Source organism: Parasegetibacter sp. NRK P23 (genome assembly GCF_023721715.1).
Lineage (GTDB): Bacteria > Bacteroidota > Bacteroidia > Chitinophagales > Chitinophagaceae > Parasegetibacter.
Genome location: NZ_JAMDLG010000001.1, coordinates 3265966 through 3282572 on the forward strand (window position 1 = coordinate 3265966; position 16607 = coordinate 3282572).

The following is a 16607-nucleotide window of genomic DNA, read 5'->3' on the forward strand; positions in this document are numbered from 1 at the left end:
GAGTTTTAATTATTCCCTTTAATTTGCTCCTCTTAATATCGATATTTTGATGCAACGGAAATCTAAGCTGGCTGCCCTGCTTTTTGTTTTTTCTCTCCTATCCTCCCCGGCGCTGTTCGCGCAGGTTACCGATACTACTACACAGGAAGTGCCCGATTTGTTCAACTCCAGGAACCCCCAGGAATATACCGTTGCTGAAGTGGTGGTTACGGGAAACAAACGTTACGATAACTCACTGGTTATTTCCATCGCCGGCATCAATGTGGGCGACAAGATCCTGATTCCCGGAGGTGACGCCTTCAGCAAGGCCATTCAGAACATCTGGAAACAAAACCTTTTCGCCAACATCCGCATTTATATTACCAAAGTAGTTGGAAACAGGATATATATTGAACTGGCCGTTACCGAAAGGCCGGGCCTTAACAATTATATATTCAAAGGCATTAAGAAATCTGAATCGGATGAGCTGAAGGAAAAAACAGGTATGGTAAAGGGAAGACCCATTACCGAGAACATGAAACGCACGGCAGAAGAGAATATCCGTAAATATTATAAGGAGAAAGGTTTCCAGAACGTGACCATCGATATCGATGAAACACCTGTTGCGGGAATGAACAACGCCAATGATGTGGTGATCACCATCGACAAAGGCAGAAAGGTGAAAGTGAACCAGGTGGCTATTTATGGAAACGACAACGCTTCCGACCTGAAGATCAAAAAGCAGATGAAGGGCACCAAAGAAATGACCCGCATCACGCTGTATCCCGTAATCGACTCCAGCACTTTCGGTGTGAACGATCGTCCCGATGTGAACCAATACCTCAACAACAAAGGATACCTCTCCCTTTCCAAAACAAAAGAATTCCTCGACCCCTGGTTCCGTTTCAAACTGTTCAGCTCCGCGAAGTTCAATGAACAGAAGTACCGCGAAGACAAGGAAAAAGTGGTTACCTTCTACAACTCACTCGGTTTCCGCGATGCCTCCATCGAAAAAGATTCTATCTATAATGGTGGAAACGGCAACCTGAACATCGACATCAAAGTAAACGAAGGACACAAATATTATTTCGGGAACATCACCTGGAAAGGCAATACCAAATACAGCGATTCCCTGCTGAACTACCTGCTCGGCATCAAGAAGGGAGACGTGTACAACCTGGAAACGCTGGAAAAGAAACTGGGTAAACAAATGTCTCCGGAAGGTGGCGACATCAGTGGTCTTTATATGGATGATGGTTACCTGTTCTTTAGTGTGGATCCTGTGGAGACCGCCGTTTACAACGATACCATCGATTTCGAGATTATGATGCGTGAAGGTCCGCAGGCCACTATCAAGAACGTGCGCATCTCGGGGAACGATAAAACAAAAGAATACGTGATCCGCAGGGAGATCAGGACCGTGCCCGGCGAAAAATTCAGTCGTGCCGACCTTATCCGTTCCAACCGTGAGATCGCCAACCTCGGCTACTTCAACCAGGAGAATATCGGCATCGTACCCATCCCCAACCAGGATGATGGTACAGTGGACATCAACTATACCGTAGAAGAAAAATCTTCCGACCAGCTCGAACTTTCGGCAGGCTGGGGTGGTGGTATCGGTTTGACCGGTACACTCGGGGTGTCGTTCAACAACTTCTCCGTGAAGAACATCTTCAATAAAAAATCATGGGATCCGCTGCCAACGGGGGATGGACAGAAACTGAGTCTTCGTGTGCAATCCAACGGGCGCGCCTTCCGCTCCTACAACTTCTCGTTCACCGAACCCTGGTTGGGTGGAAAGAAAAGAAACCCGTTCACCATCAGTTTCTTCAATACAAAATTCTCGAACGCATTCGATTATACCACGTACACGTATAGCCGCGCACGCTCCGACAGTTCTTACCTGAAGAACACCGGTGTTACCGTAGCCCTCGGTAAGCAATTGAAATGGCCCGACGACTATTTCAGTTTGACCACCGCGGTGAACTACACACAATACAAACTGAAGAACTACCAGGTATTCGGTTTCGGAGGCCAGAGCAACCTGACCTCGCATAACATCAACCTGAAGCTGACCCTTCAGCGTTATTCCCTGGACCAGCCCACGTTCCCGCGCAGCGGTTCCAACTTTATGCTGAGCGGTCAGTTCACGCCACCCTATTCACTCATCAACAAGAGCCTTGAAAAATCTGCCGACCCTTACAAGTTGGTGGAATACCACAAATGGCGCTTCAACGGTGAATGGTACGTACCCATCGGGAAAGCCATGGGCGCGGATAAGAACCGCCAGTTTGTGCTGAAGTTCGCCGCCAAGTACGGCTTCATGGGAAGGTACAACAGCAAGATGCCGTTCTCTCCGTTCGAACGCTTCCAGGTGGGCGACGCCGGCTTGACCAACAACTTCGGTGTACTGGGTTACGACATCATCGCACACAGGGGATACCCTGTTTACGAAAGTTCCGATCCCAAAGTCAATCCCGACCAGCAGAGCGCGCAGCAGTTCTTTACCATCTTCAACAAATACACGATGGAACTGCGCTTCCCGTTCAGTACCAACCCAAGCAGCACCATCTACGGACTTACTTTCTTTGAAGCAGCCAATGGATGGTACGACTTTAAAGAGTACAACCCGTTCCGCCTGAGAAGGTCGGCTGGTGTGGGTATGCGCTTCTTCCTGCCCATGTTCGGATTGCTCGGCTTCGACTATGGTATCGGCTTCGACCGCATGACACCGAATGGCAGACTCCGCGACGCGGCAAGGTTTACCTTCATGCTCGGCTTCGAACCGGAATAAATTTCATACAAATAAAACCTTCAGATGATGAAAAAGCTGTTCCTGCTGCTCACCTTTGCCATCGCCGCCATCACCGGCGCCCATGCACAACGCTATGCTATCGTGGATACCAGGTACATCCTTGATAAGATGCCGGAATACGCCACCGCACAGAAACAACTGGACGAGATCAGCAAGGCCTGGGAAAAAGAGATCAGCGATAAACAACAGACACTCACCAAGATGTACCGGGATTTTGACGCGGAGCAGGTGATGCTGAGTGAGGAACTGAAAAAGAAACGGGAGGACCAGTTGTTCAACCTTGAAAAAGAAGTAAGGATGCTGCAAAGCCAGCGTTTCGGTTTTGAAGGTGACCTTTTCAAGAAGCGACAGGACCTGATAAAGCCCATCCAGGACAAAGTTTACAACGCCATCCAGAAATTGGCGGTAGACCGGAGTTACGACTTTATTTTGGATAAAAGTGAAGGAATTACCGTTATATTTGCCGACCCCAAGCTGGACAAAAGCGAGGATATTCTGAAAGCGCTGGGTGTTAAATAACCGAAAAAACATTGCAGGCTTACAACCAATTGTCAACCAAAATCAACTTGTATTTCAGAACCCAAACAAAACAATTAAAAAAAGGAAGATGAAAAAATTCGTATTTACCTTGTTGGTGGCTGCGGGCGTGATGGCAGCGGGAAACCTGCAGGCTCAAACAAAGATCGGTTATATAAGCCTCGAAGAGCTGATCGTGCTGATGCCCGAATTCAAAAAAGCTGATTCTTCACTCAAAGAATACCAGGAAGCACTCGGAGAAGAGTACAATGAAATGGTGCAGGACTTCAACACAAAAGACAGCCTGCTCTCCAGCAAGGATACCGCCAGCTATACCAAAGCACAGCTGGAAATTAAAAGAAAGCAACTGGGTGAACTGTATCTGAAAATTCAGAACCAGAACCAGACCGCTCAACAAAAGTTCCAGCAGAAACAACAGGAGCTGATTGCGCCGATCCAGAAAAAAGCCATGGAAACCGTTCAGGCCATCGCTAAAGAAAGTGGCTACGCCTACGTGATTACCAAAGAAGCAGTAATGGTAGGACCACCCGCCGACGACCTGCTGGCACTGGCCAAAAAGAAACTGAACATTAAATAATTCCCACGGGTTTTATACTTTTGAAAGGACGCAGGTATTGCGTCCTTTTCGTTTTTCCAAAATCACCTCATGGCGCACCCCATCGGCGTTTTCGATTCTGGTTATGGCGGGTTAACCGTGCTGCGTTCTATCGTGGAAGCCCTGCCGCAATACGACTATTGCTACCTGGGCGACAATGCCCGTGCGCCTTATGGTACACGCTCGTTTGAAACGGTTTACCATTATACACTTGAATGCGTGGAATGGCTGTTCAAACAAGGTTGTCCGCTGGTGATCCTGGCATGCAATACCGCCTCGGCCAAAGCGCTCCGCTCCATCCAGCAGAAGGACCTGCAAAGACTGGGTCCGGAGAAAAGAGTGCTGGGCGTGATAAGGCCTACTTCGGAAGTGATTGGCAATTATACCCAAACCCAGGCGGTAGGCATTCTTGCCACCAACGGAACCGTGAGTTCCGGCTCTTATCCTTTGGAAATAAGTAAGTTCTTCCCCGGTGTGAACGTGCACCAACATGCCTGCCCCATGTGGGTTCCACTCGTGGAAAACGGAGAATATGGCGGTGCCGGCGCTGATTTTTTCATTAAAAAAGACCTGGGTATTTTACAGGAACAAGCGCCGGAAATTGACGTATTGCTTTTGGCCTGCACGCACTACCCACTGCTGGAGCCCAAAATAAAGGCGCATCTGCCAGCCGGTATCCGTGTTATTTCCCAAGGTAGTATTGTGGCTGAAAGCTTAAAAGATTACCTGCACCGCCATCCGGAGATGGAGCAGCAACTGAGCAGAGGGGGCGTAAAAACCTTTTATACCTCGGATTCAGCGGAAGAATTCGACCGGAAGGCGAGCATGTTTTTTGGGGAAGCAGTTCATTCCCAGCACATTGAAACGGCATCCTGAGCCGCTGAAAAAAAATGTGCACATCTTTTTCAGATCTTTCCAAAAATTTATACCTTTGCCGTCCCTTTCACGACACATCAGGGCATGGTGGCCCGTGTGGAAGTTGAAAAAACCGCCTGGTTCTCCCCAGGCATATTAATTGGGTTAGCAAAACTGTAAAAAAATGAAAAGAACATTTCAACCGCACAAACGTCGCCGTAAAACCGTTCACGGTTTCCGTAAGCGTATGCAAACTGCCAATGGCCGTAAAGTATTGGCTTCACGTCGTGCAAAGGGCCGTAAGAAACTGACCGTTTCCGACGAGCGTAAAGCAAAATAAGCCGTTAACAGGCTTCAAAATATCTGGCCCCGCCTAACGCGGGGCTATTTTTGTTACAGCAACCAATTGCGATGAAACAGTTCTCCCTCTCAAGATCAGAGATGCTGAAAAGCAGGAAAGTTCTGGATGCTATTTTCCGGGAGGGGAAAAACCTGTCTGCGCCACCTATAAGGGTACATTTTCTTCTGGGAAAAACACCGTCTGCCGAAGGAGAAAATAACGTACTGATGGCCGTTGGTGCAGGAAAGAAATACTTCAAAAAAGCGGTGCACCGCAACAGGATCAAGCGCCTGATGCGCGAAGCCTACCGTTTGCAGAAACACCCTTTGCTGGAACTGGTGTCCGCGCAAAAAACTACACTCTACCTTTTCTTCCAGTTCACGGGCCGTGATCTTCCTACCTTTACCGATGTGCAGGAGAAAATGAATATACTGCTCCACAAACTACAGCAACGCCTTTCATGAACCGTTTCCGCGAAATATTATCCTGGCCGTTCGTGGCATTGATACGGTTGTACCAGATCGTAATATCGCCCTGGCTTGGCCCTAAGTGCAGGTACACGCCTACCTGCTCGCAATATGGGATTGAGGCGTTTAAAAAATACGGGCCGCTGAAGGGTTTCTGGTTAACGCTGAAGCGGATTAGCAGGTGCCATCCGTGGGGCGGGCATGGGCACGATCCGGTGCCATAGTTTCACGCGACAGCATAGTTTCACGCGATTGCTTTGTGCTTCGCACTTCGCAACGCAAGGAAGCAAGGACGCAAGGCGTTGTTTGTATTCGGGCAGGTTCTCTGATGATATTTTATTGCTCGCAATTGCTTCGTACCTCGCAACGCGGCGACGCAACGTTAGCGGTTGATTTAATTTGTTGTTGAGTAATTGCTGGCAGAAAGACCGCCTTTTTGAGTCGCATAGAGACATTTTTATAAGGTGCAGTAGTTCTGGTTGAATTGCTACTTATGGGTTTCTACATTTAGTTTTCAAAAGAACTTGAATCAGTAAATCATTTAGCCGAAATAGCTCTTCCCAACAAACCCGCAACTCCACAATACATTAGCCCTCCGCGTCGCCGCAAGAAAAATACTCCACCTGACTTTTACACCAGAAAAGCGCCCCCACTATATAGGCCGCTGTGCATAAAATAGCCACGTTGCGTCTGCGAGGAACGAAGCAGCGCGCCGTGGCGAGAAAATTTCCTTCATCCGCCAGCACGTCTAACCGCTCCTTGCGTCCTTGCTTCTTTGCGTCTTCGCGTGAAACGAAGCAGTGCGTTGCGAAGTGCGAAGCACAAAGCAATTGCGTGAAAGGCATCGCATCTATGCGTGCCACCCCCCTAAAAAACCGTATCTTACACCGTTTTTATGGAACCACTTTTCACCTTCCACACACTGCTGCAATTCCTCCAGCAATCCTTCTCCCTGAAGCTGTTGCGCTCAGGCAATGCGGCCATGTGTATCACCTTCCTTTACAAGCAGTTCCGTGAGCAAAACCGCATCAGCATCCCGCTGGAAGAACTCTCGTATGCCCTCGCTGATTACCTGGTAGCCCTCAATTACCTCGATTCCGATGCCGCTGAAATAGGCCTCGATTACCTCGGACAGGATTACCAGGAACGCGCCATCTTATACCTCAACAAATGGGCCGGCGAAGACAGCAGGTTCATCCTCATTAACCTCGATGAAAAGACCCATGCGCCTTATGTTACACTTTCCAAACATTCAGAGAAAGTGTTCCAGGCGCTGGAAGTATTGAAGGACCGCGAATTCGTGGCCACAGAAAGTAAGTTCCTCGACCTCTTCGATAAAGTGCAGGAACTCGTTACAAGAAGTACTTCCGATCCAAAACTCCGCCTGGCCGAACTGGAGAAAAAGAAAAAAGAAATTGACGCGGAAATAAAAGCCATCAAAAAAGGACAGGACCCGGATACGCTGGAGACCTACCAGGTGAAAAGCCGCTGGAGCGATATCTCCAAACTCAGCAGTGAGCTGATGGGCGATTTCCGGGAAGTGGAAGAGAACTTCAAAGAAATCTACAAACACATCAGCCGCAGGCACGCGGATGCGCAACTCTCCAAAGGACAACTGCTCAAACTCACCTTCGACGCACTCGAAGAACTGAAGAACAACGACCAGGGAAAAAGCTTCTACGCTTTCTGGGAATTCCTGATGGACGATACGCAACAGGAACAATTCGCACGCATGTGTGAACAGATGTACGATATACTGGACGGACACGGCATTGAATACGAAAGCCGTTCTTTGAAAAGGTTAAAATCGATCCTCCATTCCGCCGGAAGAAAAGTATTGGAAACGAATGAACTCCTGGGTTATAAACTCAGCCGCATCGTGGTGGAAAAAGAAAGATCGAACCGGAAAAAAACACAGCTCATCATCAACCAGATATTGCAGCAGGCGTTGCAGCATTCCGAAAAAGAAGAACGCGCCGTTTCCTTTATTACCGTGGATCACAGGCCGGAGATCTTTCTTCCTCTTGAAAGAAAGCCCGGGGAAAAGCCCATGGTACACGATTTCGCCACGCTGCCACAAATGGCGGAACTCGATCTTACACACCTCTCCGACTTACAGAAGCTGGTGGAAGATGATTTTATAGATAAGCAGCAACTAAAGGACAATATAACTTCCATGCTTAAACGCAAAACGCAGGTGAGTCTGAAAGAAGTCGTGGAAAACTTCGGTTGTGAAAGAGGACTCGCCGAACTGCTGGCGTACGTGAGCATTACCGGTTCCTACGGCAACAAATGTATGATTGATGGAGAACAATACGAGCCCATTTTATACGATGCCGCCGGGCGCCGCTATTTAAGAACCCCACAAATTGTATTTACGAGATGATCGTGCAGGATAGAAAACCCGCTCCATGGGCAAAGACCGTGGTGCGTTTGCTGAAAGGACCCTTGTTTGATGACGAAGAAGAAGCCTGGAACCAACTTCAACTGCATAAAGTGGCGGTGAGTCAATACTTTGAACAGATTGGCGTGGAACTGATTGCAGACAACAAAGATGGGTACGCGTACCTGAAGCAATGGGAACTGGATGAGAAAGGCAACACCATCGGACTGATGCAACGGCGACCACTCAGTTATGAAATAACCCTGTTGTGTGTGATCCTCCGGAAATGGCTGGAGGAATTCGAACTGAACGATACCACCAGCAAACATTGTTACATTACCCGGCGTGGGTTGAGAACGGAACTCGAAACTTTCTTCCGCGAAAAAGCCAACCGCATGAAGCTGATCCGTGAACTGAACCGCTACATCAATGAAGTGGAAGACCTGGGTTACCTGAAAAAAGTACGCGGTGAAGTACAGGTGGATGATGAAGATACATTTGAAGTACGCCGCATCCTGAAAGCACGTTTCGATGATGATGTGCTGCACCAATTTCTTGAACAACTGAAAGCCGAGAACGACCATGCTGAGCCTGTTTAGTCTGAACCCCGAACAAGCCGGTTTCCGGCTCGATAAAGTGGAGATATGGAACTGGGGTACCTTCCATGATAAAATTTATTCCATCCATCCCAATGGAGAGAACTCGCTGCTGACGGGCGCCAACGGAAGCGGGAAAACAACTTTCGTGCACGCGCTGCTCACCCTCCTGGCATCGGAGAAAAGAATGCGTTCCTTCAACCAGAGCGCCGAAGGCAAAACAAAGAACGAAAGAACAGAGGAAAGTTATGTAACTGGAGAATACGGCACCACGGAGGACCATGCCACAGGAACCAGTAAGGTACAGCGTTTGAGAGAAGATAAATCCGGGTTGCGTTCTGTATTGCTGGCTACGTTTAAGAATGAAGACTATTTTGTTACGCTGGTACAGGTTCGGTGGTTCGTGGGGGCTGAGTTGAAAAAAGCATTTATCGTGGCACACAAGTCATTGGGGATCGAAGCGGATTTCCGTTACTTCGATGCGCAGGGCGACTGGAAGAAAAGGCTCAAACAAACTTATCCCAAACAGGGCCACCGGGAAACCATTGAATTTTTTGATGGACCGAAAGAATATGGCAACCGGCTCCGTATGATATTCGGCATGCGCTCCGAGAAAGCACAGACCCTTTTCAACCAAACCATCAGTCTGAAAATACTCGGCAACCTCGATGAGTTCGTACGCAACCAGATGTTGGAAGAAACGGATATGGAAGATGCTTTCATAAAACTGAAGGCGCATTTCAAAACCCTGAGCGATGCCCACCGGAACATTGAAAAAACACAGGAACAAATTCGGTTATTGCTCCCCGTGAAAAATTGTTGGGATCAACTGAAAAATATCGATGGCGATCTCCTATCGTTTAGGAAACACAAAGATGTGCTACCCGCGTGGTTCAGCACCCGACAAAAACAATTGCTGCTGAAACTGGTGCAGGAACTGGCACAACAAATTTCAGCTGTCCAAAACCGTAAAAACGAAATTTCTGCTGTGATAGAAGAGCAGCAGAACGAGCTATATGAAATTGAAGGACAGATCAGGAGCAGCGATGCCGGTAGGCGTTTGCAGGAACTGGACGCGAAGATCCGTGAACTGGAAACTGAACGCAAAGAGAAAGCGGCGAGAAAGGAAAAATACAACCAGTGGGTAGCGCGTTTGGGATGGGATGAAAATCCTGGTGAGAAAGAATTTGAAAAGAACCGCCTGAAAGCGCAGGAGAAAAAAGAACAGTTGCAACTTGAGCTGGAAGAAAAGCGCAGGGTGCATTTTTCGTGTGAGCAGCGGAAGAACGATGTGGGATTACAAATGGATACGCTGGAATTGGAGATCGGCGAGTTGCGGGAACAGAAAAACAATATTACCGGACGTGTTGCCCAGATCCGCCGTGAAATACTGGAACACACCGGTGCAACCGAAGACGAAATTCCTTTTGTAGGCGAACTGATCCAATTACTGCCGGGAGAAGAAAACTGGGAATACGCCATCGAAAAACTCCTGCACAATTTCGCGCTTCGTTTACTGGTTCCCGATGAATATTACAAGCAGGTGAACAAGTTCGTAAACCAGACTGATCTGAAAGGACGTATTGTGTACGAACGTTACCGTGAACAAACTTCGCTCAACGATTTCTTCCATACCGAAGCCGATACCGTGCCCGGAAAACTGGACGTGAAAGACAATTCTCCTTATGCGGGATGGGTACGGCTTCAACTCAATAAATACTACAACTACCGCTGCACCGATAACATGACCGAATTCGGGAAGACCGATTTCGCCATCACTTCATCCGGACTTTCAAAGAATGGTTCCCGCCACGAAAAGGATGACCGCCAGGATAAAAAAGGCCGTCAGCACTATGTACTGGGATGGGACAACAGCGCCAAGATACGCGCCCTGATCCGCGAAATGAGCGAACTGGAAGCGCAGTACCAGGCATTGGGCAAAGAAGTGGCCGTGCACAAGGGAAGGGTATTGCAGATGGAAGAACAACTGCGTTCCCTGGAAGAAATCCTGCGCGTAAAAAGTTTCTCGGAACTGAACTGGGAAGCTGTGGTAAGTGAGATTGAGCAACGCGAAAAAGAAAAGAAGAAACTGGAAAAAGGAAGCGGCGCTTTACAGGAACTGAAACGTCAGCAGGAAAATATCCTGGAGTTACTTTCCAAAGCACGTGCGCAGCAGGAAGAACGCATCCGGGAAGAGGAGAAATTGAAGGCAGACATGGCGCACCGTGAACAGGAAATTCGTGCCTGCGATGAAACGCTTCTTCATTACGACGGACTGCCCATTGAAAACGCGCTCATTGCTTTCCAGCAGGAATACATCGTTCCCCTTGAATATGAGATTGATCTTGATGTGATAGAAAAGACCAGGAAGTTCGTTTCCATTACCCTTCAGCGGAAGATGGACGCTCTCAGCGAGCAATACACAAAAACAAAAAGCGCCCTGCAGCGCAACATGTGGGAGTTTAAAAATCCTTCCAACGAAAAACTCCTCAAGCAATTTGAAGACTGGCGCGGAGATACCCATCGGCTTTCTGATAACGCCGAGTACGCGGGTGAATACATCGATCTGCTAGAGAAGCTGGAAAGCGAACAACTTTCCGACCAGAAGGAGCGCTTTAAAAAATACCTGAACGAGGAGATGATCAACCGCATGAGTTCGTTCAAGGAAATGCTGGATGAACAACTCAATGAAATTCTCCGCAATGTGGAAGCGCTGAATAAAAGTCTGCGCAACATTCATTTCAGAAAAAATCCCGACACCTATATTCAACTGGACGCGAAAGAAGATTTCTCCCCTTCCATCAAAGATTTCAGGCTCCGGTTGACCAACTGGAAACCGAACTTAGCCGAATACCACCGTTCTAAAGACGAGACCATCCTGGAAAGCAGTTATCTCCTTATCAAATCGCTACTCGATGAAATGGATGAAAAGGAAGCCTGGCGCCGTGAAGTAACGGATGTGCGTCAATGGCTGAAGTTCACGGCCCGCGAGGTGCTGAAAGAAGACAATACCACCTACAGAAGTTATACCGGTACCGAAAAACTCTCGGGTGGGGAACAGGCCCAGCTTACGTACACCATACTAGGTTCGGCCATCGCCTACCAGTTCGGGATCAGCAAGGAAGGACTCGACCAGCGCTCGTTCCGCTTTATATGTGTGGACGAGGCTTTCAGCCGGCAGGATGAAGACAAGGCCCGTTACCTGATGGATTTGTGTAAGCAGTTGAATTTACAGATCATGGTGGTATCGCCAGCGAAAGCGGAAGAGGTAAAGATTGTGGAGCCGTATATTGCGCGGGTGCATTTTGTGCAACGGAGAAACAACAGGGATAGTGTGTTGTATGATATGCCGGTGATGGAGTTGAGTAAGTTGAAGGGGTAGTTTTTCTAATTCCCCACCAACCCCTCCTTTACCGGGTTCAGCGGATCACTGATATCATAGAACCTGATCCCGCTTTTCACCTGGCAGATGAGTAAATCCCCATACGGGATCACGTCAAAATACTCCTCGTCTTTCAGTGTTTTTTTCTTCGCGGGATCGAAGCCCTTACTGATGTCGAATACCACGAGACCGTGGGTGCCTTCGCAAACGTACAGGGCATTGTTTTTAATGCCGAGTCCGTAGGGAAGGGTCATGTTCACGGTTTTTACTAGGGTGGGTTGTGGTTGTTTCACACTGTACACATTCAGTACATTCTGTGTACCGTTACATGTTGTGCCGAAGCTGCGCAGGGTTACATAAGCGACCGTATCGTTGGCTACCACGGGATCACAGGCACGCACGTGGTTCACTGCGCCTTCGCGTTTTGGCCTGGAAGGATCGGAAAGGGAATATACGAACATACCGGATTGCGAACCGATAAAGAGTTTGTCTTTGTACGGATAAATCGTTTCAATGTTCCAGCCCAGGTTTTCAACGGATTTCAGCACGAGATTGGAAGGATTGGAAATATCGAATGTTTTCAGGTCGTAATGGTCCACGAGGTAGAGGTAGTTGCCAACAACCGTGTAACGCGCCGTGGAACCGCCGGCGCCGTGAGAAGGTCCGCCACTGTCGGCTTTGGTACAGGAGAACTGCAGGGCAACGAGAAGTATCAGTAAACTGTAAACTATATTTTTCATTTGAAGGAGTTGTGGGGGTGAGATCAATAGGTTTGGCAGTTTGCCCATTCCACATTCTTTTCCAGCTTCCAGCCGATTACGTCGCCCTGGAATCCGTCGGGACATTTATAGTATACGTTGGGGTAGGGCGGCTTTTGCCGCACAGCCATCTGGTTGTAATAGTAATCGCTGGAGAAAGCGTTCACGGCGCGGTTCAGCTCTTTGGGCGCGGAGAGGTCGTTGATGTCGATGGACACCACATCGTTCATGCAATTCGTGAAGATGACATTGTTTTTTACCGCTACCTCACTGCAGCCGCCGATGTTGATGAAGCCCAGCTTTTTTGGATTTTGCTCATCGGTATAGTCTATTACATGAATGCCTTTATCCAGTTCCACCTGGAACAATGTTTTGCCTACCACATATAACTTGCCGGCATTCACGGTGGGTTGTGGTCCTGAAGCGGATATCATGCGGAGCGAAGAATCAAACCCATATACCGGAACATATGCTTCGGCCCTGATCTGTGGCTTCACCGGGCGAAAACATCCGGCCAGCATCAGTGAAAACAACAGGAGAGAAAGGGCTGAAAAATGGGAGTAAACTTTTTTCATACGCGTCGTTTCCTGAGTGACACAGTGTTGCAAAAAAGCGTTGCATAAATTTTAAATTTAATTTCACAGCATCCGGAACGGCCCGGCAATTTTTTGGCCGACCTTCCGTTTTGGGTGAGGAAAGCCCGGTAAATCCACGCTTATGAAATTGAAAAAGATACTCTTGCGTTCTTTGCTGGCCATCTTCCTGCTCCTGGTATTGGTATTGTGCGCGGCCCCCTACATCCTGTACAAAAAACAAAAGGCCATCGTGAGCCAGGTGGTGGGTGAACTGAACAAAACCTTTAAAGGGCATTTCGCTGTCGGCGACAGTTATATTTCCCCATTCCGCCAGTTTCCGTATATTTCCGTTGACCTGAAAAATGTTCGCTTCTTCGCTTCAAAAGACACCTCAGCAAAACCAATGTATGAGGTGGCCGACTTCTATGTGGGCTTCAATATAAAATCTATTCTTTCCGGCAACTACGAAGTGAAACGCCTGCATATTGAGAACGGTCATCTCGATCTGGTGCAACATCCTGATGGTTCACTCAATCTGCTCCTTGCGAAAGGTATGGATGGAAATGAATCAACCACGGATACTTCCACGTTTCATTTCGGACTGAAAGCGGCGACGTTGAAGAACATGGATGTTACTTACCTGAATGAAAAAGACAGTTTGTTGTTCGAATCCTATTTCTCCTCCGCAAAGGCTTCTTTCTCCATGAAGGAGCCACATCTTATGGCCGCATTTGATGGAGATATGGAGTGGAACTTCGTGCAGAACGGCGATACCAGTTTCTTCAAACACAAGAAGATCAGTCTTTCCACCAAAGTTGATATTGACCAATCGACAAGTGAAGTGACCATCGCGCCCAGCACATTGAATATGGATGGCGGCGTATTCGGGTTCTCCGGAAAAATCGATCCGGACAACGACCTTTTCACCGATATAACTTTACAGGGTACTAAGCCGGATTTCAACCTGATCCTTGCATTCGCGCCAGAAAACATCAGGGAGATGTTCAGGCCGTACGCCAACCAGGGCAAAGTTTTCTTCGATGCAAAACTGAAGGGCCATTTCGTACCCGGAAAAAAATATGCATTGTCCGCGAATTTCGGCTGCGATCAGGGTTATTTTCTGAACACGGTATCCGATAAAAAACTGGAGGACCTTGCGTTTAAAGGGAGCTTCTCAAATGGGAAAGACAGCTCCTGGACATCCGCCGAACTGAAAGTGGAAAACATGTACGCCAAACCAGGCACGGGCATTTTCCAGGGCGATCTTACTATTCAGAATTTTTCCGATCCGCACATTGCGGTGAGATTGCATTCAGATCTGAACCTGCAGTTCCTGGAAGCGTTCCTCGGGCTGGAAGCATTACAAGGGATGAAAGGGCAGGTGCTGCTGGACATGGACTTCAATGAACTCATCGATTTCGCACAGCCGGAAAACAGTCTGGTGCAACTGAAGAAAGGCATCGACAGCGAACTGCGCATCCGCGATTTCAGTTTTAACATGAAAGGCGGCAGGCACCCCGTGGAGCAATTAAACCTCCACGCCCAGATGCGCAACGGGAAAGTGGAAGTGGATACTTTCCATTGTAAGATGGGCGCTTCGGACATTGCACTGAGCGGCTACCTCAGCGATCTCCCCGCTATATTCCACCACCAGGAAAAACCCATCGAAATGGGGCTGCTCGTACAATCGAAGCTGCTTCGTTTAAACGAACTGCTCACGGGCGATTCTACTACGCCCGCCTCCAAAGAAGAGATCAGTAACTTCTCCGCGAAAATGGCCTTCAAAACTTCAGTGGCCGATCTTACCAATACTTCGGGTATCCCAAAGGGTGAGTTTTTTATCGAAGACTTCTTCGCCAAATTAAAGCACTACCCACATACGTTCCACGACTTTCACGCCGACATACTCATCAACGATTCTACCCTTGAACTGAAGGATTTCACGGGCCAGATCGATACATCCGATTTTCATTTCTCCGGGAAACTCAGTAATTACCCGCTGTGGCTGAAAGCCGAAAAGAACGGCAGAACACGTTTCGAATTCGACCTGCGCAGTGATCTCCTGAAACTGGAGGATCTCTTCAGCTACGGAGGAGAAAACTACGTTCCGGAAGATTACCGCCACGAGGAACTGCGGGAACTGCACCTCAAAGGAGCCGCCGCCATGCAGTACAACAAAACATTTCAGGGCGCTTTCCTCGTTTTCAACAAAGCAGAAGCGAAGTTGAAAGTACATCCTATGAAATTTGAAGATTTCCAGGGCCGGATCGTTTACGCAAAACAGCGGTTACGTGTACGTGATTTTTATGGAAAGATGGGCAAGAGTGACCTGCGCGCCGACATAGACTGGTACCTCGGTGAAGATTCCCTGCTGATGAAAGAACACAACAGGATCACACTGGCTTCCGATTTCCTGGATGTGGACGCGCTGATGAATTACAAAGAAACCACGGCCCCCGTTCAGCATGATTCGGCTTTCAATATCTTTCAACTCCCGTTCACTTACGCGAAGCTGGATGCCGATATCAAAAAACTGAACCACCACAAAATATGGCTGAAGGATCTGAAAGCCACACTGCGCATGCAGCCCAACCATTACCTGTATGTGGATACGTTCGCCATGAAACTCACCGGCGGACAATTCAACGCGAAGGGTTATTTCAACGGATCCGATCCAACACATATCTATTTTAAAAGCACCATCTCCGTCAACAACCTCGATCTCGACAAAGCGCTTTTCCGCTTCGATAATTTCGGTCAGGATTATCAGTTGAATAAGAACCTGCATGGCATGTTGAGCGGAACGGTTAAAAGTACGTTCCTGATGCATCCCGACCTGGTGCCCATCCTGGAAAAATCTGAGGCGGAAATGGATATTTCCATCACGGATGGAAGTCTGGTAGACTTTGCGCCGATACAGGCGATGTCTGCTTACTTCAAGGATAAGAACCTTCGTATGGTGCGTTTTGACACGTTAAAGAATACCCTTGCTTTAAAAGACGCGACGCTGCATATTCCGGTGATGAATATCAATTCCTCATTGGGCTTCCTGGAGATCGGGGGGAAGCAATCTTTGGATATGAATATGGAATACTTGGTTCGGGTGCCGCTTAAACTGGTAACACAAGTAGGTTGGCGTGCCTTGTTCGGGGGAAGAAAGAAGGAAGAAGTGGACCCTGAACAAGAGGATGCCATTGTATACCGGGATATGGATAAGAAGCTGGCTTTCCTGAGTGTACGTATCACGGGAAACCCTGATGATTACAAGGTTGCGCTTGGGAAAAAATGAGAAGTCTTCCATCCTCCACATTCCCAGAACCTTTTC

At 48.2% G+C, this 16607-nt stretch carries 13 protein-coding genes; 11 read left to right on the forward strand and 2 right to left on the reverse strand.

The features are described 5' to 3' along the window. Nucleotides 1-49: 49 nt before the first annotated feature. The 10 genes from M4J38_RS13195 to M4J38_RS13240 all read left to right on the forward strand — a co-directional run bounded on the left by M4J38_RS13195 (nt 50) and on the right by M4J38_RS13240 (nt 11949). Entirely contained in the window at nt 50-2773 is a 2724-nt protein-coding gene (locus M4J38_RS13195) for an outer membrane protein assembly factor (RefSeq protein WP_251760079.1), read from the forward strand. A 24-nt stretch (nt 2774-2797) separates the two neighbouring features. Further along, nucleotides 2798-3313, forward strand: coding sequence for an OmpH family outer membrane protein (locus M4J38_RS13200; RefSeq protein ID WP_251760080.1), 516 nt, complete (start codon nt 2798-2800; stop codon nt 3311-3313). Between the two features lie 88 nt (nt 3314-3401). Then, the gene (locus tag M4J38_RS13205) at nt 3402-3908 is read left to right on the forward strand and encodes an OmpH family outer membrane protein (RefSeq protein ID WP_251760081.1); all 507 of its coding nucleotides are present in this window, start codon (nt 3402-3404) and stop codon (nt 3906-3908) included. Nucleotides 3909-3977: 69 nt separating this feature from the next. Next, nucleotides 3978-4802 carry a glutamate racemase gene (murI, locus tag M4J38_RS13210; protein ID WP_251760082.1) on the forward strand — a complete coding sequence of 275 codons (825 nt, stop codon included), beginning with the start codon at nt 3978-3980 and terminating at the stop codon, nt 4800-4802. A 163-nt stretch (nt 4803-4965) separates the two neighbouring features. After that, nucleotides 4966-5121 (forward strand): 50S ribosomal protein L34, encoded by a 156-nt coding sequence (gene rpmH / locus M4J38_RS13215; RefSeq protein WP_251760083.1) that lies wholly within the window; start codon nt 4966-4968, stop codon nt 5119-5121. Nucleotides 5122-5192: 71 nt separating this feature from the next. Further along, on the forward strand, nt 5193-5585 hold the full coding sequence (gene rnpA / locus M4J38_RS13220) for a ribonuclease P protein component (protein ID WP_251760084.1): 393 nt from the start codon (nt 5193-5195) through the stop codon (nt 5583-5585). Next, nucleotides 5582-5812, forward strand: coding sequence for a membrane protein insertion efficiency factor YidD (yidD, locus tag M4J38_RS13225; protein ID WP_251760085.1), 231 nt, complete (start codon nt 5582-5584; stop codon nt 5810-5812). Before rnpA ends, yidD begins: the two co-directional genes overlap by 4 nt. Before the next feature lie 671 nt (nt 5813-6483). Then, nucleotides 6484-7974 carry a DUF3375 domain-containing protein gene (locus M4J38_RS13230; protein ID WP_251760086.1) on the forward strand — a complete coding sequence of 497 codons (1491 nt, stop codon included), beginning with the start codon at nt 6484-6486 and terminating at the stop codon, nt 7972-7974. Then, nucleotides 7971-8570, forward strand: a complete 600-nt coding sequence (locus M4J38_RS13235) for a DUF4194 domain-containing protein (protein WP_251760087.1) — start codon at nt 7971-7973, stop codon at nt 8568-8570. Before M4J38_RS13230 ends, M4J38_RS13235 begins: the two co-directional genes overlap by 4 nt. Next, nucleotides 8554-11949: an ATP-binding protein gene (locus M4J38_RS13240; RefSeq protein WP_251760088.1), complete on the forward strand. Its 3396-nt coding sequence runs from the start codon at nt 8554-8556 to the stop codon at nt 11947-11949. The genes M4J38_RS13235 and M4J38_RS13240 overlap by 17 nt, the downstream gene beginning before the upstream one ends. 5 nt (nt 11950-11954) lie before the next feature. Here the strand turns inward: M4J38_RS13240 and M4J38_RS13245 are convergent, their stop codons facing one another. Together M4J38_RS13245 and M4J38_RS13250 are read right to left on the reverse strand one after the other, a co-directional pair. Then, nucleotides 11955-12689 (reverse strand): LVIVD repeat-containing protein, encoded by a 735-nt coding sequence (locus M4J38_RS13245; RefSeq protein ID WP_251760089.1) that lies wholly within the window; start codon nt 12687-12689, stop codon nt 11955-11957. A gap of 23 nt (nt 12690-12712) precedes the next feature. After that, nucleotides 12713-13282, reverse strand: coding sequence for a hypothetical protein (locus M4J38_RS13250; RefSeq protein WP_251760090.1), 570 nt, complete (start codon nt 13280-13282; stop codon nt 12713-12715). 142 nt (nt 13283-13424) lie between these two features. Between M4J38_RS13250 and M4J38_RS13255 the strand changes: the two genes are divergently transcribed. Next, nucleotides 13425-16571, forward strand: coding sequence for an AsmA-like C-terminal region-containing protein (locus M4J38_RS13255; protein ID WP_251760091.1), 3147 nt, complete (start codon nt 13425-13427; stop codon nt 16569-16571). The last annotated feature ends 36 nt before the right edge of the window (nt 16572-16607 follow it).